We start from the raw sequence: 19,331 nt of genomic DNA, 5'->3' as shown, positions 1-19,331 counted from the left end.
CCCTCCCCTTGTGGGGAGGGATCGAGGGTAAGGGTGGCTCCGCCAGCCTGCGCAGGCCGAGGGCCACCCAATCACCCCCACCTCCAACTCCTCCCCACAAGGGGGAGGAGGGGGCCTCGTGGAGAGGCCGAGGCCTACTTGATCACGTAGGGGAGGAAGCCGAGGAAGCGGGCGCGCTTGATCGCCTGGGCGAGTTCACGCTGCTTCTTGGCCGACACCGCCGTGATGCGCGACGGCACGATCTTGCCGCGCTCGGAGACGTAGCGCGACAGGAGCTTGACGTCCTTGTAGTCGATCTTGGGAGCGTTCGCGCCCGAGAACGGGCAGGTCTTGCGACGACGGAAGAAGGGACGACGTCCGCCGCCCGCACCACCACCAGCGGCAGGAGCCGCACCAGGTCCAGCACCGAAACCCATGGCTTAGTTCTCCCCGCCGAAGCTGCGCTCGGGACGGTCGCCGCGATCACCGCGGTCGCCACGATCCCGGTCGCCACCGAATCCACCACCACCGAAGCCTTCGTCGTCACGACGACGGCCGCGCTCACGATCCTTGCGGTCGTCGCGGTCGCGCTTCTGCATCATCGCCGACGGCTCGGACTCGAGCTCTTCGACGCGGACGGTCATGAAGCGCAGGACGTCCTCGGAGATCTGCATCTGGCGCTCCATCTCGGCGAGAGCCGCCGGGGGGGCGTCGACGTTGAGGAGCGTGAAATGCGCCTTGCGGTTCTTCTTGATGCGGTAGGCGAGGGACTTCACGCCCCACATCTCGATCTTCTCGACCTTGCCGCCATTGGCTTCGATGACGCCCTTGTAGGTCTCGACCATGGTCTCGACCTGCTGGGCCGTCACGTCCTGGCGCGCCAGGAAGACGTGTTCATAAAGAGGCATAACGGGCCCTTCATAGCAAAAGGGGCCCGACGGCACGGATGTGCGGGTGTCGATCGTCGGGCCGGTTCAACGCGTTTCGCCCGGCGCCAAGCCCTTCGAGCCGTTTGAAGGCCCGAGCGGTTGATCGAAGGCGGAGACACGGGACGATGGAGCGAACTCCGCATGCCGGACAAGCCGGCACCGTCCGTTCAGCCCCCAGCCGGAGCGAACACGAATTGCGGCGCATAGACGAGTTCGGACGGGATGGCAAGGATGGCGACACGGATGATCGCTCCGATCCCGGCGACAAGGAGGCCCGCGAATCGATCCGCATCCGGTGATAGAGGAGCCGCCGGAACGCGCACGCCACGTTGGAGGATCGCCGATGTCAGCTATGAAACGAGCCGTGGCCCTCCTGCTCTGTCTCATTGCGTCCGGCCCGGCCAACGCCGACGAGCCGGTGCTGCAGACGATCGATTACGCCAATACGCGCTATTCGAAGCTCGACCAGATCGACGCCGGCAACGTGAAGCAGCTGCAGGTGGCCTGGACGTTCTCGACGGGCGTCCTGCGCGGCCACGAGGGTTCGCCTCTCGTCGTCGGCAACATGATGTACGTCCACACCCCCTTCCCGAACATCGTCTACGCACTGGACCTCGACAAGGACGGCGTGATCGTCTGGAAGTACGAGCCCAAGCAGGACCCGTCGGTCATCCCGGTGATGTGCTGTGACACTGTCAACCGTGGTCTGGCCTATGCCGACGGCGCCATCATCCTGCACCAGGCCGACACCACCCTGGTTTCCCTCAATGCCAGGACCGGCCGGGTGAACTGGTCCGTGAAGAACGGCGATCCGGCGGTCGGCGAGACCAACACCGCCACCGTGATGCCGGTGAAGGACAAGATCATCGTCGGCATCTCTGGCGCCGAGTACGGCGCGCGCGGCCATATCACCGCCTACGATGCCAAGACCGGGACACGGCTCTGGCGCGGCTACTCGACGGGGCCGGACGCGGACATGATCGTCGATCCGCAGAAGACCACCTCGCTCGGCCGGCCCATCGGCGAGAATTCGTCCCTCGCGAGTTGGGAGGGCGACCAGTGGAAGACCGGCGGCGGGGCGACCTGGGGCTGGTACTCCTACGACCCCGAGCTCGACCTCATCTATTACGGCACCGCCAACCCCTCGACCTGGAATCCGACGCAGCGTCCCGGCGACAACAGGTGGACGACGGCAATCGTCGCCCGCAACCCGGATACCGGCATGATGCGATGGGTCTACCAGATGACGCCCCACGACGAGTGGGACTACGACGGCGTCAACGAGATGATCCTCACGGATCAGACGATCGACGGCCGGACGCGTCCGCTTCTCACCCATTTCGACCGCAACGGGTTCGGCTACACGTTGGACCGGAGCACCGGCGAACTCTTGGTGGCGAAAAAATTCGATCCGGCGGTGAACTGGGCCACCGGGATCGACATGGACGAGGGCTCGGGCCGTTACGGGCGCCCCCTGGTCGATCCGCGCCGCTCACCCGATAAAACGGGAGAGGACGAGACCACCACGGGCATCTGCCCCGGCGCCATCGGCGCCAAGAACGAGCAACCGGCGGCGTATTCGCCGATTACCCGGCTCTTCTACGTGCCGACCAACCACATCTGCATGAGTTACGAGCCGTTCCACGTCACCTATACGCCCGGCATCCCCTACGTCGGCGCCACGGTGACCCTGCAGCCGACCGAGGATGGTCCCGAGACGGGCCGGTTCATCGCCTGGGACGGCGTCGCCGGAAAGGTCGTCTGGTCGAACACCGAGCCGTTCTCGGTCTGGTCCGGCGCCCTCGCCACGGCCGGCGGCGTCGTCTTCTACGGAACGCTGGAAGGCTATCTGAAGGCCGTCGATGCGCGCACGGGCCGCGAACTCTACCGCTTCAAGACGCCCTCGGGCATCATCGGCAACGTGACGACCTACCTCCATCGCGGCCGGCAATACGTCGCCGTGCTCTCGGGCGTCGGCGGCTGGGCGGGGATCGGGCTTGCGGCCGGTCTCACCGACCCGGCGGACGGGGCCGGGGCGGTGGGCGGCTATGCCGGCCTGTCGCGCTACACGGCGCTGGGCGGGCAGCTCACGGTCTTCGCCCTCCCCGAATCGCGGGACTGACGCTTCAGGAGACGCTCGTCACGCCGTCGTGCGCTCGGAGCATTTCACCCATGCCGTCACGAGACATCCCCGCAACGTGTTGGACTCATCGCCGGCACCCCTCGAGCCAAACATCCCAAAAGCCCGTCGGTGCGCATTCCCCCGCCACGAGACGCTGGATTCGCGCAGCGCGGTCGTCCAGTTTCGCATCGGCATGAGAGAGGTCGTATGACGCCGGCGCGATCAAGACGGCCGCAAGCCGAATGAATTCGGCATCCGTCAACTCGGCTGGACCTCGCCCGTAAATTGTGGAACTGGCCGAATGAAAGCCAATCATCCATCCATTCGGACCGCTTCCCATTTCCAGGGTATCCAGCCACAGGGCAAGTATTTGCTCCTTGGAAAGTCGGCTCTCCAGCCCAAGCGCATAGCCAGTCTGGCGTACCTTGCCGATACCGGGGCGGAATTCCCGAAAGGCGAGCCGCTTGGCTGCCGATTGGCTGATTGTGGTCAAGCCAGCGCCCGGGGTCGAGACATCGACGCCGGCATGCTTTGAAAAATTAGGGTCTTCGACAGCAAGCAGGATAGACAGATGGCCTACCCCCAAGGAACCGCCACCACGCCCTTGAGCGATCAGCCCATCGGCCCGAGTACGCAAGCCGTCGGCGTCTTCTAACGCGTCCCAATATCCCTTGGCGCCATATCCCACTACACCTATAAACAGGAGGGCGGTTACCAGAAGTGCATATTTCAATACTCGTTTCATCTTAACCGACCTCCCTGGATAGATTCACTAAAATCTAATAGGAAGAAAATAAAATTAGTCCTCTATGCTGGGCCTATGCCTTGTTATTCTGTATTCAGGGGTTGATGCCAAAATTATGACGGACAGGGATTGCCGCGGTGAGACGCTATGCCAACAGCGCCTCGAACGCTGCGATGCCGTGCGGCCACGATCTTGGCGTAGCTCTCCTCCGGGATGTGCACGTAGGACATGCCGGCCGTATCGATGCCATCTTCCGCCGTTGGCTGTGCCAGGAACCGTACGAAGCAAGACGCGAAGAAGTCGGACATTGCCCGCTGGAGGACGCCCTCGGGCATCATCGCTACCGTGAACACCCAGAGCTATCGCGCAGGCAAGAGGTGACTGCGTTCTTAGCCGTCTCCGGCTATGCCGGCCTGTCGCGCTACACGGCGCTGGGCGGGCAGCTCACGGTCTTCGCCCTTCCCGAAATGCGGGACTGACGCCTCAGGAGACGCTCGTCACGCCGTCGCGGGCTCGGAGGGCGGCCACGATCTCGTCGAAGCTCTTCTCCGGTATGTGAACGTAAGACACGTCGATCGTGTCGATGCCGTCCTCCGCCGTCGGCTGGGCGACGAACTGGAGGAGGCGGGAGGCATAGGAACCGGACAGGCCGCGCAGGACCTCAATGGTGATCGTGCCGCGCCTGGCCGTGATGGTGAGGGTGCGGGTCTGCGCCCGCTCGCGATAGCGCGCCTCCAAAGGTTTCATCCCCGCCAGAATCAGGAGGACGATGGCGGTGGTCGCGATCGCCGCCACATAGAGGCCTGTTCCCGCAGCCAGGCCGATGGCGGCCACGGCCCACAACCCCGCCGCCGTGGTGAGGCCCTTCACCATTTCTCCGCGCAGCATGATCGTGCCGGCACCGAGAAAGCCGATGCCGGACACCACCTGCGCCGCCATGCGCGACGGATCCAGAGAGACGTTCGGCGTACCGAGAATGTCCGAAAAGCCGAAAGCCGAGACGATGACGATCAGGCAGGAGCCGACGCAGACGAGCATGTGCGTCCGCATCCCCGCCGCCCAGACGAGGCGCTCACGCTCGAAACCCACGGCGCTGCCGAGCAGCGCCGCGAGGAGAAGACGGCCCAGGATCTCGAAATTGCCGATCACGCGCAGTCCATCCGCTCAGAGCCCGTCGGTCGCTCCTAAACAGAGACGAGGACGGCGACAATCCTGCCGCCGTCCCTGTTCACCCGTCGATGGGCCTATTTGTCGGGCTTCTCGGAAATGATGGCGCCGGTCTTCGGATCGGCGTGGAACTCCATCTTCACGCCGTTCTTCATGCCCTCGCCCTCCCAATGGCCGTCATCCGCTTCGAACTCGGTGATGTCGGTGTAACCGGCGGCCATCAGCTTCTGCTTGACCTGCTCGGCCGGCATCCAGTCCGCACCGGGCTTGTCGGCGAGAGCGATGCCGGCGGACCCGGCGGTGAGGAGCAGGGCGAGGAGCGCGGGTTTCAGGACACTCATGGGGTTCCTCCAAGATTTAGTTTGCCGTCTAAACGCAAACATCTGCCCTGGTTTTCCGGTTCCGGAGACGAATCACCTGAGGGAGGCGGCGATCGCCTGCTGGATGCCGAGGATGTCGGCGCCGCGCTTGAGCGTCTTCCTGATCGGCTCCGGCCGGCCGGAGACCCAGATCGCCAGTTCCGAATCGAAGTCGAAACCGCCCGCCGTCTCCACCGAGAAGCAGGTGATCGCCCGATAGGGCACGGTCATGTAGGCGACCTTACGCCCGGTCATGCCCTGCTTGTCCACGAGGATCAGCCGCCGGTCGGTGAAGACGATGAGGTCGCGGATCACCCGGAAGGCGACCTGCACCGTCTCGCCCTGGGTGAGGATTCCCGCGAGGCTGTCGTTCACCTCCTGCGGAGAGAGGTCGCTGCCATGGCCGAACAGGCCGTCGAGAATTCCCATTGCGCCGCCTATCCCGAAAATGCCGCCTCGCCCCTATCTAGGGACGAGCCGGCCCGGCACATCCTCTGCCGGTCGTCCTTTTTCTCGGGACCCGCCTGCCGTCCGGAGCCGCATGATGTCCGCTACAACCCCCGTTCCCCTGCGCCTCGGGGTGAATATCGACCACGTCGCCACCGTGCGTAACGCTCGCGGCGGCATCCATCCCGATCCCGTCGCCGCCGCCCTGCTCGCGGTGGAAGCCGGGGCGGACGGCATCACCGCGCATCTGCGCGAGGACCGCCGGCATATCCGCGACGCCGATATCGAGGCGCTGATGGGGCGGCTCTCGGTGCCGCTCAATTTCGAGATGGCGGCCACCGACGAGATGGTGGGGATCGCCACCCGCCTGCGGCCGCACGCCTCCTGCCTCGTTCCCGAGAAGCGCGAGGAGCGCACCACCGAGGGCGGCCTCGACATCGTCGGCCAGGCGGCGCACCTCGCCCCCCGGATCGCCGCCCTGTCGGTCGCCGGCATCCGCGTTTCGCTCTTCGTCGAGCCCGACGAGGCGGTGATGGACGCGGCACTCCGTCTCGAAGCACCCGTGGTCGAACTGCATACGGGGAGCTACTGCGAAGCGGTCGCCGAGGGCGACGGCGCGCGGGTGGCGCATGAACTCGCCCGCATCGCGCGGGCCGCCGATTACGGCTCGCGGATCGGCCTCGAAGTCCATGCCGGGCACGGTCTCGCCCTCGACAGCGTCGGGCCGGTGGCGGCCCTGCCGCAGCTCGCCGAGCTCAATATCGGCCACTCGCTCATCGGCGAGGCCATCTTCTGGGGGCTCGGCCAGGCGATCCGCGACATGCGCGCCGCGATGGACCGGGCGCGGGCGGGGATCGCGGCATGATCGTCGGCATCGGCTCGGACCTCTGCGACATCCGCCGGATCGAGCGGTCCCTCGCACGCTACGGCGAGCGGTTCACCCACCGGATCTATACCGATGGCGAGCGCGCGAAGTCGGAGGGCCGCGCCGCCCGCGCCCCGTCCTATGCGAGGCGCTTCGCCGCCAAGGAGGCCTGTGCCAAGGCCCTTGGCACAGGCATGAGCCACGGTGTTTTCTGGCGCGACATGGAGGTGGTGAGCCTGCCGGGCGGGGCACCGACCCTGCGTCTCACCGGGGGCGCCGCGGAGCGACTGCGGGCGATGATTCCCGCCGGGCATGCCGCGAAGATCCACGTGACGCTCACCGACGATCCGCCCATGGCGCAAGCATTCGTGATCATCGAAGCCTTGCCCCTTCCGGCCGCGCATGCTGAGCCGGCGACCGCTCGCGTTGCGGCCCCCGACCGCATGGTCTAGACCGCCGGTCTTCACCGACAGTCGATCGGGTTCGCGCGTCGAGCCGGAGATTGCAGACAGATGGAACGAGCGCGCGTGGATCACCAGACGAAGCGAGACCTGAGGGCGGCCGACACCGGCGCCTGGGCGAGCATCAAGGAGACGGTCAAGGTCGGCGTCCAGGCGCTGCTGATCGCCCTCGTGGTGCGCACGCTGCTCTTCCAGCCGTTCAACATCCCCTCGGGGTCGCTGGTGCCGACGCTTCTCGTGGGCGACTACCTGTTCGTGTCCAAGTACTCCTACGGATATTCGAAGTACTCTCTCCCCCTGAGCGAGTACCTGCCGTTCAAGGCCGATGGCCGGATCTGGGCGGCCGAGCCCAAGCGCGGCGACATCGCGGTGTTCAAGCTGCCGAAGGACAATGCCACCGACTACATCAAGCGCGTCATCGGCCTGCCGGGCGACAAGATCCAGATGAAGGCCGGCATCCTCTACATCAACGACGTGGCGGTGAAGCGTGAGCGCATCGCCCCCTACGAGACCACCGGTCCGTACGGCGAGGAAACGAAGGTCGAGCAATATACCGAGACCCTGCCCAACGGCGTGGTGCATCAGGTGATCGAGCGCGAGGGCGACAACGGCTACTGGGACAATACCGAGCCCTATCTGGTGCCGCCGGGCCGTTACTTCATGATGGGCGACAACCGCGACAATTCCACGGATTCGCGCGATCTCGCCAATGTCGGCTTCGTCCCGTTCGAGAATTTCGTCGGCCGCGCCGAAATGATCTTCTTCTCCATCGACGAGGGCACGCCCGCCTGGCAGATTTGGCAATGGCCGACGAAGGTGCGGTGGGGCCGCATCTTCAGCAGCATCCATTAGGATGATCGATCGTGGGTGAGGAGGCGCGTCCTTCCAGCCGGGCGCGGCGCGCACCGCGACCCAAGCCCGGCCTGAACGTGCTCGAAGAGCGGATCGGCCATGTCTTTGCCGACCGCAGCCTGCTGTCCCTGGCCCTGACCCATGTCAGCAAGGCCGGTGGCGGCGGACGGGTGGGAAGCTATCAGCGCCTCGAGTTCCTCGGAGACCGGGTGCTCGGCCTCGCCATCGCGGACCTCCTCTACGAAGCGTTTCCCCAGGCGGATGAGGGTGACCTGTCGCGGCGTCTCGCCGGGCTCGTGCGCCGGGAGACCTGCGCCGCCGTGGCGACGGCCTGGGATGTCGGGCCGCATCTCGCCCTCGGCCCGGGCGAGATCCAGAGCGGCGGCCGCCGCAACCAGACGATCCTGGCCGATGCCTGCGAATCGATCCTCGGCGCGGTCTTCCTCGATGCCGGATACGAGGCGGCCAAAGCCATCGTCCTGGCGGCCTTCGCGCCCGGCACCGACACGGCGGCGCCGCGCGGACGCGACGCGAAATCCGCCCTTCAGGAATGGGCGATGGGGCGCGCCCTGCCGATCCCGGTCTACGACGTCGTGGAGCGGTCCGGCCCGGACCATGCCCCCGTCTTCCGGATCGCCGCGCGTGTCGAGGGCCTGGAGCCCGGATACGGCACCGGCCCTTCGAAACGCCTCGCCGAGCAGGAGGCCGCCCGCCTCGTCCTCGACCGCGAGGTCCAGGGTGTGAGCCAGCAACCTGGCGCGCGCCCCCTCAACGGAATGGAGACGTCGGCGGACGTCGGTGAAGAAAGCGACTCCGATGCCTGACGACCACAACGATTTCGACGACGAGGACGACCTGCCTCCTCAGGCCCCGATGCCCGAGATCAAGCCGCTGCCGGTAATCCCGGCGGATTCGAGCGCGGGCTTCGTCGCCCTGATCGGCGTGCCCAATGCCGGCAAGTCGACCCTGCTCAACAGCCTCGTGGGCACGAAGGTCTCCATCGTCTCCCGCAAGGTCCAGACGACGCGGGCGCTGGTGCGCGGTATCGTCATGGAGGGCAGCGCCCAGATCATCCTGGTGGACACGCCCGGCATCTTCGCGCCGAAGCGCCGCCTCGACCGGGCGATGGTGCATTCCGCCTGGAGCGGGGCCGCCGATGCCGACGCGATCTGCCTGCTGGTCGATGCCCGCAAGGGCGTCACCGAGGAGGTCGAGGCGATCCTCGCCCGTCTGCCCGAGGTGCGCCGCCCCAAGGCACTGATCCTCAACAAGATCGACCTGATCCCGCGCGACCGGCTGCTGGCGCTGGCCGCCTCGCTCAACGAGCGCATCGCCTTCGCCCACACCTTCATGATCTCCGCGCTCAACGGCGACGGCATCGATACGCTGCGCAAGACCCTGGCCGGGATGATGCAGCCTGGCCCCTGGCTCTACCCGGAGGACCAGGTCTCCGACGCTCCGCTCCGCATGCTCGCCGCGGAGATCACCCGCGAGAAGCTCTACGACAGGCTTCACGAGGAACTGCCCTACCGCTCCACCGTCGAGACCGACCAATGGGTGGCCAAGACCGATGGCTCTGTCCGGATCGAGCAGACGATCTTCGTGGAGCGCGAGAGCCAGCGCTCCATCGTGCTCGGCAAGGGCGGACAGACCATCAAGGCGATCGGGCAGGCGGCGCGGCGCGAGATCGCCGAGGCGGCGGATCAGCCCGTCCACCTGTTCCTGCACGTCAAGGTGCGCGAGAACTGGGCCGACGACCCGGCGCGCTATCGCGAAATGGGACTCGAATTCCCGCGCGGCTAAAGAAAGGCCCTATGTCGCACGACATGATTCGAGGTATCGGATACTCGTTTCATGCTGCGCCGCCGCATAAACCACAGTATCGTTTCGCGGAAGGTTGGGGTTCTCAAGGCGGAGTTGCAATTGAAAGGCCTGCTTTGAATGATTCCGTACAGAACAGCTTGGCAATGACTTGACAGGCTGTTGCCAACCGATTCGCTCGATTTTGCGAATTTGGCGGATGCCGCGAAGATAACCTTTCCAACGAGGCCATCGCCGGCTACCAATCACGAAGCCGCACCCGATTCCGAGTCGCGGACCTCTCTATCCTCCTCTCAACGCCCAACTCTCGAGGCGCGCGTGCTGTCGCGCCGGATCCATCAATGATGCCTTCTCCCACCGTCCCGGATGCCGTCTATGGTTCACCTCCCGCCGAACTCGCCGACGTGTCCGCAGGAGCGGCCCAACTCTCGCCGCTGATCCCCGGATCGGTCCGGCTCGAGGACATCGCCGAGGGCAGCCTCGAGAGCGTGACCATGCTGGCCCCGGCGGGGACGATCGAGCGGCGCTACGCACTCTCCCTGTCGTTGCGCGCCCTGCGTCCGGGCGGTCGTCTGCGTGCCCTGGCGCCGAAGGACAAGGGCGGCGCCCGCCTCGGCCGAGAGCTGAAGGAGTTCGGCTGCGAGCCGGCCGAGACCGCCAAGCGGCATCACCGGATCTGCGAGGTCGCCCGGCCCGCCGCGATCATCGACCTCGACGAGGTGATCCAGGAAGGCGCCCCCCGCCATATCGACAACCTCGCCCTGTGCACGCAGCCCGGCGTCTTCTCCTGGGACCGGCTCGATCCGGGCACGGCGCTGCTTCTGGCCAACCTGCCGGCCCTGTCCGGCCGGGGTGCCGATTTCGGCTGCGGTATCGGCGTCCTCGCCCGTGCCGTCCTCGCCTCCCAGGGGGTCACCGCGCTGACCCTGATCGACATCGACCGGCGCGCCGTGGAGATGGCCCGCCGCAACGTGGGCGATCCCCGCGCCGACATCCGCTGGGCCGACATCCGCTCCACCGACGTCACCCTGGAGCGTCTCGACTTTGTGGTGATGAACCCGCCCTTCCACGATGGCGGGATCGAGGACCGTTTCCTCGGCGAGGTCTTCATCCGTCGCGCCGCCGAGACGTTGAGGCCAGGCGGCACGCTCTGGCTCACGGCCAATGCGCACCTGCCCTACGAGGCACCCCTGAAGGCCGCCTTCAAGGCCGTCACGCTGAGGGCCTCGGCCGGCGGCTACAAGATCTACGAAGCGCGCAAGTGAGCGTGCCTTCGTGAGTAAGAGCCCGAGCCTCAGGCTCGATCGCCTGCTGGCGAATCTCGGTTACGGCTCGCGCCGGGAGATCGGCCTTCTCGCCAAGGCCGGCCTCGTCGTGCTCGACGGCGCGCCTTTACGGGACGCGAGCCAGCGCATCGCCGCGACGCCGGATCTGTCGGAGCGCATGGTCGTCGATGGCGATCCCCTGGATCCGCCGCCCGGCCTCGCCTTGATGATGAACAAGCCGCTGGGCGTCACCTGCTCTCACAAGGAGGCCGGTCCCCTGGTCTACGGGCTCCTTCCAGAGCGCTGGCGAAGGCGCGACCCGGCCCTCTCCACCATCGGCCGCCTCGACAAGGAAACCTCCGGTCTCCTGCTCCTCACCGATGACGGGCCTTTCCTGCACAAGGTGATTTCGCCGAAATCGAAAGTCGCCAAGCGCTACCGTGTCGCCCTCGACCGTCCGCTCAAGGGCGACGAGGTCATGGTGCTGGGCAGCGGCTCGATGCTGCTCGAAGGAGAGGACAAGCCGCTCCTGCCGGTGGAGATGGAAGTCGAGGACGAGACCCATGTGGTCGTGACCCTGCATGAGGGCCGCTATCATCAGGTCCGCCGCATGTTCGCGGCGCTCGGCAACCACGTCACCGCCCTGCATCGCGACCGCATCGGCGGCCTGACCCTGCCGGCCGACCTGGAAGCCGGCGCCTACCGCATCCTCACCAAGGGGGATGTCGCCGCCTTGTTCGGCGAGGCACCAGCTGCCTGATTCGCTGCCTGCGATGTCCTTCGCATAGCCTTGCCTCGGCAGATATCCTCTGCTAAGGCCCCGCCCATTCCACACGCGGAGCCGGCCTCATGCCTGAATGAGGCGTTTCCGGTGATCGTTCCTTTCGAGGGGCGGTCGCTTCCTCCGCGGCGGCATCAACCGGAAGAGAACAAGATCATGGCCGTTGATTTCACGATGCGTCAGCTCCTCGAAGCGGGCGCCCATTTCGGACACCAGTCCCACCGCTGGAACCCGAAGATGCAGACCTACATCTTCGGTACCCGCAACAACATCCACATCATCGATCTGGCCCAGACCGTGCCGGCTCTTCACCAGGCCCTCCAGGCCGTGAGCGACACCGTGGCCAAGGGCGGCCGCGTGCTGTTCGTCGGTACCAAGCGTCAGGCCGCCGACACGATCGCGGAAGCCGCCAAGCGTTCGGCCCAGTACTACGTCAACTCCCGCTGGCTCGGCGGCATGCTGACCAACTGGAAGACCATCTCGGGCTCGATCGCCCGTCTGCGCAAGGTCGACGAGACCCTCGAAGGTGGTGGCCAGGGCCTCACCAAGAAGGAGCGCCTGATGCTGTCCCGTGAGAAGGACAAGCTCGAGAAGGCTCTCGGCGGCATCAAGGACATGGGCGGCGTGCCCGACCTGCTGTTCGTGATCGACACCAACAAGGAGCAGCTCGCGATCAAGGAGGCCCAGCGCCTCGGGATCCCGGTGGCGGCCATCGTCGACACCAACTGCAACCCCGACGGCATCACCTACGTCGTCCCGGCGAACGACGATGCCGGCCGCGCGATCTCGCTCTATTGCGACCTCATCGCCCGCGCCGCCATCGACGGCATCTCGCGTGGCCAGGGCTCCAGCGGCATCGATCTCGGCGCCTCCGAGGCTCCCGTCGCCGAGGAACTCCCGCAGGAAGAGGCTGCCATCTCGGTGGAATCCGGTGCTCTCGACCCGGCCGACGTGGCCGCACTCGTCGAGTCCACCGAGCATTTCGAACTGCTCTCCGCTCCCCGCGGCGCTCCGGACGACCTGTCCAAGCTCCACGGTGCCGGCCCGCAGATCGTGCAGAAGCTCAACGATGCCGGCGTCTACCATTACTGGCAGATCGCCGCGATGACCGACGCGGAAGTCGCGAAGGTCGATGCCGACCTGAAGCTCAACGGCCGTATCAGCCGCGACGGCTGGGTCGATCAGGCCCGTGGCTTCGCCGAGGCCGCTGCCGCCGTTTGATCGCACAGGCATCCCGGTGACGGGACGCCGCCGCTGACGTCGAAACCATCCCCGAAGCCCGGCGCTGACCCTAGCGTCGGGCTCCTTTATCATTTGAGACAGACCCGAAGAGAGGACTCGCCATGGCCAACATCACCGCCGCATTGGTGAAAGAGCTCCGCGAAAAGACCGGCGCGGGCATGATGGACTGCAAGGGCGCACTCAACGAGACGGACGGCGACATCGAAGCCGCCGTCGACTGGCTGCGTAAGAAGGGCCTCGCCAAGGCCGCCAAGAAGGCCGGCCGCGTCGCCGCCGAGGGCCTCGTGGCCGTCGAATCGTCGGGCCATCACGCCGCCATCGTCGAGGTGAATTCCGAGACCGACTTCGTGGCCCGCAACGACAGCTTCCAGGGCTTCGCCCGCGAGGCCGCCAAGCTCGCCCTCGACACCGACGGCACCCTCGAAGGCCTCGAGGCCGCGCACTTCCCCGGCGGCTCCACGACGATCAAGGAGACGCTCTCCAGCCTCATCGCCACCATCGGCGAGAACATGACCCTGCGCCGCGTCGCCAAGCTCGACGTGACCAAGGGCGTGATCGCGTCCTACGTCCATGCCCAGGTCGCCGACGGCCTCGGCAAGATCGGCGTGCTGGTGGCTCTCGAATCGGAGGGCGATGTGGAGGTTCTCTCCACTCTCGGCCGTCAGATCGCCATGCACGTCGCGGCCACCAACCCGGTGGCCCTCGACGCAGCGGGCGTCGATCAGGCCGTGCTGGAGCGTGAGAGCAACATCCTGCGCGAGAAGAACGCCGGCAAGCCGGACCACGTGCTCGCCAAGATCGTCGAGAGCGGCCTGAAGAGCTACTACAAGGAGGTCACCCTCCTGGAGCAGCCCTTCGTCCATGACGGCTCCAAGACGATCACGCAGGTGCTGAAGGAAGCCGAGGGCAAGGCCGGCGCGCCGGTCAAGCTCACGGCCTTCGTGCGCTACGCCCTCGGCGAGGGCATCGAGAAGGAAGAAGCCCCCGATTTCGCCACCGAAGTCGCCGCCGCCGCCCGCGGCTGATACGGCCTTCGATCCGAGACGGGTCTCCCTGTGACACGGGCGGCGGCAGCGATGCCGCCGCCCGTTTCGCGTTTCCGGTCCCCCGGCCTCGTCGCGTCTCTCCACAGGTTTGGGAGCGTGATGGGGGATGACGCGCTAACGGCGTCCTGGCCCTCGACCTGCGCGACCGCCTTGCGATAGACAGCGGACACTTCCGATTGGATCGTTCGGCCTTGCGCCGGTGCTCGAGGGGACTGGCGCCATGTCGAAGACCAAACCGTTTCGCCGCGTGCTCGTGAAACTGTCGGGCGAGGCCCTGGCCGCCCCGGACGGGTATTGGCTGCATCCCCCGCTTCTCGCGGCCCTGGCGGACGATATCGCCAGGACCCTGGAGGCCGGCTTCCAGGTCGCTCTCGTGGTCGGGGGCGGCAACATGATCCGGGGCGCGCGCATCTCGTCGGCGGGGTGGATCGACCGGGCCACCGGCGACTCGCTGGGCATGATCGCCACGGTGATGAACTCCCTCGCCCTGGAGACGGCGCTCAATGCCGCCGGCGTGCCCGCCCGCACCATGTCCGCCGTGTCGATGCCGACCATCTGCGAGACCTATGCGCGCCAGCCGGCCCTTCACCATCTCGACAAGGGCCAGGTGGTCGTCCTCGCCGGCGGCACCGGCAACCCGTATTTCACCACCGACACCGCCGCCGTCCTGCGCGCGGCCGAACTGCGCTGCGGAGCCGTGCTCAAGGCGACCCAGGTGGACGGTGTCTATTCGGCCGATCCGAAGAAGGACCCGTCGGCGGTGCGGTTCGATCGCCTGACCCATGACGATGCCATCGCCCGCGATCTCAAGATCATGGATACCGCCGCCTTCGCTCTCGCCCGCGAGAGCCGCATCTCCATCGTCGTCGGCTCGGTCCACGCGCCGAGTTCGGTGACCGCGATCCTCACCGGGAACGCCCCTTCGACGCATGTCGTGCCCTGACGGCACCCTGTCTCAAGTATCGGATTGGCCGTGCCGAGTTGATGCGCGGCGGTCTGTCAGTCGATCGATGCTTCTGCACTCAGGGTTTCTTGAGGATTTTAGGTCGTCCTGGGCAAGGGAACGCTTGCCGCACGCCCGAAGCGGCTACCGAGCATAGTCGATGCCCTTGTCGCAGATCGTTTTCTATAGCCGGAATCTCGTCAAGCTGACGGGTGGTTCGATGCGCGACATGGTCCGGGACATCCTGGCCTCCTGCAGCCGCTACGATCGCGCGTCCGGCATGACCGGGGCCCTTGTGTTCAACGAGGATTTCTTCCTCCAGGCCATGGAGGGCGAGGCATCGACGATCTCGGAGCAGCTCTGGACCCTAGCGGCGGACAGCCGTCACAGCGGCATGGTCCTCGTCTCGGCCGCCCCGGTGCAGCAGCGTTCGTTGGGGGGATGGACGGTGGGTTATGCCGGCCGTTCGGAGGCCCTCAACGCCCTCTATCTCCAATACGGTCCCACCGCGAAGTTCGACCCCACGGAGATGTCCGCGACGTCCATCATCGCCCTGCTCCGGGCGTTCACGGAACTCGATGCGAGCCATTTCGTGCAGCGCTCGGGCCAGCCGGGGATCGTGCCGATGAAGCCGGTCGCGCCATAGGCCGATCGCGAACCCGGCTCGCACCGGCGATTTGATCCGCCGCAGCTGCGAACGCCATTTGCGACCTGTCGGATTTTGGTTCATTGAGGCCGCACGCACGGGCCCCGGCGGCCCAACGCCCTTTCTCCCTAATTTCGTCGGGACACACAGTATGGCGACCCCAGAGTTCGACCTGAACGATATCAAGCGCCGGATGCAGGGCGCCGTGAGCGCCTTGTCGAAGGATCTCGGCTCCCTGCGCACCGGACGCGCCACTCCGAGCATCCTCGATCCGATCAACGTCGATGCCTACGGGTCGTCGATGCCGATGGCCCAGGTCGCCACGGTGAGCGTGCCCGAACCGCGCCTCCTGTCGATCTCGGTCTGGGACCGGAGCATGGTCGCTGCCGTGGAGAAGGCCATCCGCGAATCCGATCTCGGGCTGAACCCCCAGACCGAAGGCCAGACCATCCGCCTGCGCGTGCCGGAGATGAACGAGCAGCGCCGCAAGGAAATGGTCAAGGTCGCCCACAAATACACCGAGGAGGCCCGCGTCGCGGTCCGCCACGTCCGCCGCGATGCGCTCGACCATCTCAAGAAGCTCGAGAAGGACAGCGCCATCAGCGAGGACGACGAGAAGCGTCAGGCCACCGAGGTGCAGAAGGTGACCGACCAGCACATCGCCGAGATCGACGGCGTTCTCGCCTCGAAGGAAAAGGAAATCATGCAGGTCTAGGTTTCGGACAGGTATGGAATCGACGGAATCAGGGACGGGGAGAAGCGCGTTGGGTCGCTCAGAGGGCGCGCGTCAGATCGAGGTATCTGCGGCCGGGGATAGGGATGCGGCCGCTGCCACGGTCGGCCTCGCCTCGCGCGATGCCGCGCCGTCGGGGGCCGGCCCGTCTCCCGTCACCCGTCCGGCGGCACCCGCCCATGTGGCCATCATCATGGATGGCAACGGCCGCTGGGCCGCGCGCCGTGGTCTGCCGCGTGTGGAGGGGCATCGCCGCGGCGTCGAGGCCGTCCGTCGCGCGGTCCGCTCCGCGATCGAACTCGGCGTTTCCTATCTGACGATCTACAGCTTCTCCTCCGAGAACTGGCGCCGGCCACCGGCCGAGATCGCCGATCTCATGGGCCTGCTGAAGCTGTTCGTGCGCCGCGACCTCGCCGAGCTCCACGGCAACAACGTGCGCGTCAAGATCATCGGCGCCCGCGAGGGCCTGAGCACCGATATCGCCGCCCTGCTCGACGAGGCCGAGTCGCGGACCCGCGGCAATACCGGCCTCACCCTGGTGATCGCTTTCAATTACGGCGGGCGCCAGGAGATCCTCCGGGCGGTCCGGACCCTCGCCCAGGCCGTGGCCGACGGGCGGATGAGCCCCGCCGAGATCGGCCTCGAAGCCATCACCCAAGCCCTCGACACCACCGGCATTCCCGATCCCGACCTCGTCATTCGGACCTCCGGCGAGCAGCGCCTGTCGAACTTCCTGACGTGGCAGACGGCCTACGCCGAATACGTGATCGTGCCGGAATTCTGGCCGGATTTCGATCACGCCTGCTTCCATGCGGCCATCGACGAGTATCATCGCCGCGACCGCCGCTTCGGTGGCCTCAGCGGCAAGGCCGGGTGATGGTCTCGCCCGGCGACGCGGCGTCTGCGCCGAGGCGTGGCCCCCTCGGCGGCCGCGAGTTCCAGCTGCGGACCGCCTCAGCCATCGTGCTGGCGACCATCGTGCTCACCACGCTGTTCCTCGGCGGCTGGGCCTTCGCCGCCATCTGGCTCATCGCCGGCATCGTCTTCGCGGGCGAATGGATCACGATCAGCCGGATCGCGCCGCTCAGGCCTACCGTTGCGATCACGGGCCTGGGGCTGGCCGGCCTCGCCCTCTGCCTGCGCCTTGATGCGTCGCCGCCGATCTGGCTCGCGGTCACCGGCGCCGCCCTCGTGGCGCTCCTCGTCACCGTGAGGGATTCCGGCGGGCGGGGCCGCGTCCTCATCGGCTTCCTCAGCGCCGCCGTGCTGGCCCTGGTTCCCCCGGCCCTGCGCGACGACCCGGCCATCGGCATCTTCGGCCCGGCCTGGATGTTCGCCGTGGTCTGGTCCACCGACATCGTCGCCTACATCACCGGCCGGACCTTCGGCGGGCCGAAGCTGATGCCGTCCGTGAGCCCCAAGAAGACGTGGTCCGGTTCCCTCGGCGGCCTTGTGGCGGGCATCGCCGCCGGCACCCTGCTGGTGATGGCCGCGCGCTCGCAGGGGTGGAGCAGTCTGGCGAACGCCCCCCTCGTCGCGGTCGCCATCACGAGTGCCCTCGCGTCCATCCTGAGTCAGGCCGGCGATCTCGCCGAATCAGGTCTCAAGCGTCATTACGGCGTCAAGGATTCGGGCCGTTCGATCCCGGGCCATGGCGGTGTCATGGATCGGCTCGACGGCTTCTTCGCCGTGGCCGTCCTCGCCGGCCTCTATCTCATCGCCCACCGCCTGGCGGTGGTCTGAAGGAATCGATTCGTTGACCCATACCGTCACCATCCTCGGCGCCACCGGGTCCATCGGTCGTTCCACCACCGACCTCCTGGCGCAACATCCCGGGCGCTTCCGGATCGGCGCCCTCGTCGGTGGCCGCGACGCCGCCGCTTTGGCAAAGCTCGCCCGTGAGATCGGCGCAGATTTCGCCGCGCTCGCCGACGAGAGCCAGGGGGCGGCCCTGCGCGACGCGCTTTCCGGCACCGGCATCGCCAATGGGGCAGGCGATAGCGCCGTCCTCGAAGCCGTGGCCCGTGACGCCGACATCGTCGTGGCGGCGGTGAGCGGCGCGGCCGGCCTGCGGCCGACCCATGCCGCCCTGCGCCTCGGCCGCACGGTGGCGCTCGCCAACAAGGAGAGCCTCGTCTGCGCCGGCGATGCGTTCATGCGCGATGCCGCGCGGTTCAAGGCGACGCTGCTGCCCGTGGATTCCGAGCACAACGCCCTGGCGCAGGCTCTCGGAGACGGCCGTGTCTCCGACGTGACCAAGATGACCATCACCGCCTCCGGCGGCCCGTTCCGCACCTGGACGCGGGAGCGCATCGCGGCGGCCTCGCCCACCGAGGCCGCGGCTCATCCGACCTGGTCGATGGGAATGAAGATCAACATCGATTCGGCGTCGCTGATGAACAAGGGCCTCGAACTCATCGAGGCGCATCACCTGTTCGCCATCGAGGCCGAGCGCCTCGACGTGATCGTGCATCCGCAATCCATCGTGCACGGCCTCATCACCTGGCGCGACGGCGCCGTGACGGCCGGTCTCGCCATGCCTGACATGCGCGTCCCCATCGCCCATTGTCTCGGCCTCGGCGACCGCCTGACCATCGAGCGGGGACGCTCCCTCGATCTCGCCGCCGTCGGCAGCCTCACCTTCGAGGCAGCGGACGAGGCGCGCTTCCCCTGCCTGCGCATCGCCCGCGCGGCGCTCGCGGAGGGCGGTGCCGCCCCGACAGTGATGAACGCCGCCAACGAGATCGCCGTGGCCGCCTTCATCCGCGGCGAGATCGACTTCTACGGCATCGCCGAATTGGTGGAGCGAGCCTGCGAGCATTTCGCCCCGGAGTATCGCAGCGCGCCCGCCGACGTGGACGAGGCTCTGGCCATCGACGCCCATGTCCGCGCCTGGAGCGCCAAGGCGCTGCCTTCGGCCGCCTGAGG

The 19,331-nt window shown here is 66.9% G+C and carries 22 protein-coding genes; 16 read left to right on the top strand and 6 right to left on the bottom strand.

Annotated features, from left to right (window positions below; all coding sequences use genetic code 11):
* Window positions 1–134: 134 nt before the first annotated feature.
* Entirely contained in the window at window positions 135–416 is a 282-nt protein-coding gene (rpsR, locus tag MBTS_RS05175; RefSeq protein ID WP_018045049.1) for a 30S ribosomal protein S18, read from the bottom strand.
* Between the two features lie 3 nt (window positions 417–419).
* Window positions 420–887 carry a 30S ribosomal protein S6 gene (rpsF, locus tag MBTS_RS05170; protein WP_018045048.1) on the bottom strand — a complete coding sequence of 156 codons (468 nt, stop codon included), beginning with the start codon at window positions 885–887 and terminating at the stop codon, window positions 420–422.
* 373 nt (window positions 888–1,260) lie between these two features.
* On the opposite strand from rpsF, the gene MBTS_RS05165 reads away from it, so the two are divergent.
* On the top strand, window positions 1,261–3,030 hold the full coding sequence (locus MBTS_RS05165) for a methanol/ethanol family PQQ-dependent dehydrogenase (protein WP_192215216.1): 1,770 nt from the start codon (window positions 1,261–1,263) through the stop codon (window positions 3,028–3,030).
* An 85-nt stretch (window positions 3,031–3,115) separates the two neighbouring features.
* Here MBTS_RS05165 and MBTS_RS05160 read toward each other — a convergent pair whose 3' ends face one another.
* From MBTS_RS05160 to MBTS_RS05145, 4 genes are all read right to left on the bottom strand, one after another.
* Window positions 3,116–3,775 (bottom strand): transglycosylase domain-containing protein, encoded by a 660-nt coding sequence (locus tag MBTS_RS05160; RefSeq protein WP_210322660.1) that lies wholly within the window; start codon window positions 3,773–3,775, stop codon window positions 3,116–3,118.
* A 483-nt stretch (window positions 3,776–4,258) separates the two neighbouring features.
* Window positions 4,259–4,924 carry an MgtC/SapB family protein gene (locus tag MBTS_RS05155; RefSeq protein ID WP_192215213.1) on the bottom strand — a complete coding sequence of 222 codons (666 nt, stop codon included), beginning with the start codon at window positions 4,922–4,924 and terminating at the stop codon, window positions 4,259–4,261.
* 95 nt (window positions 4,925–5,019) lie between these two features.
* Window positions 5,020–5,283: a PepSY domain-containing protein gene (locus MBTS_RS05150; RefSeq protein WP_147829098.1), complete on the bottom strand. Its 264-nt coding sequence runs from the start codon at window positions 5,281–5,283 to the stop codon at window positions 5,020–5,022.
* 72 nt (window positions 5,284–5,355) lie between these two features.
* Window positions 5,356–5,730, bottom strand: a complete 375-nt coding sequence (locus tag MBTS_RS05145) for a PH domain-containing protein (RefSeq protein WP_056140506.1) — start codon at window positions 5,728–5,730, stop codon at window positions 5,356–5,358.
* A gap of 115 nt (window positions 5,731–5,845) precedes the next feature.
* Here MBTS_RS05145 and MBTS_RS05140 point away from each other — a divergent pair, with 115 nt between their 5' ends.
* From MBTS_RS05140 to dxr, 15 genes are all read left to right on the top strand, one after another.
* Window positions 5,846–6,613 carry a pyridoxine 5'-phosphate synthase gene (locus tag MBTS_RS05140; RefSeq protein ID WP_147829167.1) on the top strand — a complete coding sequence of 256 codons (768 nt, stop codon included), beginning with the start codon at window positions 5,846–5,848 and terminating at the stop codon, window positions 6,611–6,613.
* Window positions 6,610–7,065 carry a holo-ACP synthase gene (gene acpS, locus MBTS_RS05135; protein ID WP_192215212.1) on the top strand — a complete coding sequence of 152 codons (456 nt, stop codon included), beginning with the start codon at window positions 6,610–6,612 and terminating at the stop codon, window positions 7,063–7,065. The genes MBTS_RS05140 and acpS overlap by 4 nt, the downstream gene beginning before the upstream one ends.
* 60 nt (window positions 7,066–7,125) lie before the next feature.
* Entirely contained in the window at window positions 7,126–7,926 is an 801-nt protein-coding gene (gene lepB / locus MBTS_RS05130; RefSeq protein WP_027172155.1) for a signal peptidase I, read from the top strand.
* Between the two features lie 11 nt (window positions 7,927–7,937).
* On the top strand, window positions 7,938–8,750 hold the full coding sequence (gene rnc, locus MBTS_RS05125) for a ribonuclease III (RefSeq protein ID WP_056140511.1): 813 nt from the start codon (window positions 7,938–7,940) through the stop codon (window positions 8,748–8,750).
* A 49-nt stretch (window positions 8,751–8,799) separates the two neighbouring features.
* On the top strand, window positions 8,800–9,729 hold the full coding sequence (gene era, locus MBTS_RS05120; protein WP_085984279.1) for a GTPase Era: 930 nt from the start codon (window positions 8,800–8,802) through the stop codon (window positions 9,727–9,729).
* A 359-nt stretch (window positions 9,730–10,088) separates the two neighbouring features.
* The gene (locus MBTS_RS05115) at window positions 10,089–11,012 is read left to right on the top strand and encodes a class I SAM-dependent methyltransferase (protein ID WP_018045037.1); all 924 of its coding nucleotides are present in this window, start codon (window positions 10,089–10,091) and stop codon (window positions 11,010–11,012) included.
* 10 nt (window positions 11,013–11,022) lie between these two features.
* Entirely contained in the window at window positions 11,023–11,772 is a 750-nt protein-coding gene (locus tag MBTS_RS05110; protein WP_056140515.1) for a pseudouridine synthase, read from the top strand.
* A gap of 177 nt (window positions 11,773–11,949) precedes the next feature.
* Window positions 11,950–13,014, top strand: a complete 1,065-nt coding sequence (locus tag MBTS_RS05105; RefSeq protein WP_192215211.1) for a 30S ribosomal protein S2 — start codon at window positions 11,950–11,952, stop codon at window positions 13,012–13,014.
* 122 nt (window positions 13,015–13,136) lie between these two features.
* Window positions 13,137–14,060: a translation elongation factor Ts gene (gene tsf, locus MBTS_RS05100; RefSeq protein ID WP_056140520.1), complete on the top strand. Its 924-nt coding sequence runs from the start codon at window positions 13,137–13,139 to the stop codon at window positions 14,058–14,060.
* 241 nt (window positions 14,061–14,301) lie between these two features.
* Window positions 14,302–15,024, top strand: coding sequence for a UMP kinase (gene pyrH, locus MBTS_RS05095; RefSeq protein WP_192215210.1), 723 nt, complete (start codon window positions 14,302–14,304; stop codon window positions 15,022–15,024).
* A 166-nt stretch (window positions 15,025–15,190) separates the two neighbouring features.
* The gene (locus MBTS_RS05090; protein WP_192215209.1) at window positions 15,191–15,670 is read left to right on the top strand and encodes a BLUF domain-containing protein; all 480 of its coding nucleotides are present in this window, start codon (window positions 15,191–15,193) and stop codon (window positions 15,668–15,670) included.
* A gap of 151 nt (window positions 15,671–15,821) precedes the next feature.
* Window positions 15,822–16,385, top strand: coding sequence for a ribosome recycling factor (gene frr, locus MBTS_RS05085; RefSeq protein ID WP_018045031.1), 564 nt, complete (start codon window positions 15,822–15,824; stop codon window positions 16,383–16,385).
* Window positions 16,386–16,434: 49 nt separating this feature from the next.
* A complete protein-coding gene (locus tag MBTS_RS05080) occupies window positions 16,435–17,280 on the top strand; it encodes an isoprenyl transferase (RefSeq protein WP_018045030.1) in 846 nt (281 codons plus the stop codon).
* Complete coding sequence (locus MBTS_RS05075; protein WP_147829169.1) at window positions 17,280–18,146, top strand: phosphatidate cytidylyltransferase; 867 nt, start codon at window positions 17,280–17,282, stop codon at window positions 18,144–18,146. The genes MBTS_RS05080 and MBTS_RS05075 overlap by 1 nt, the downstream gene beginning before the upstream one ends.
* A 13-nt stretch (window positions 18,147–18,159) precedes the next feature.
* Window positions 18,160–19,329 carry a 1-deoxy-D-xylulose-5-phosphate reductoisomerase gene (dxr, locus tag MBTS_RS05070; protein WP_147829109.1) on the top strand — a complete coding sequence of 390 codons (1,170 nt, stop codon included), beginning with the start codon at window positions 18,160–18,162 and terminating at the stop codon, window positions 19,327–19,329.
* The last annotated feature ends 2 nt before the right edge of the window (window positions 19,330–19,331 follow it).

The sequence above is a fragment of the Methylobacterium bullatum genome, from assembly GCF_014845095.1.
GTDB lineage: Bacteria > Pseudomonadota > Alphaproteobacteria > Rhizobiales > Beijerinckiaceae > Methylobacterium > Methylobacterium bullatum.
This window is presented reverse-complemented; position numbering and strand designations above follow the sequence as displayed.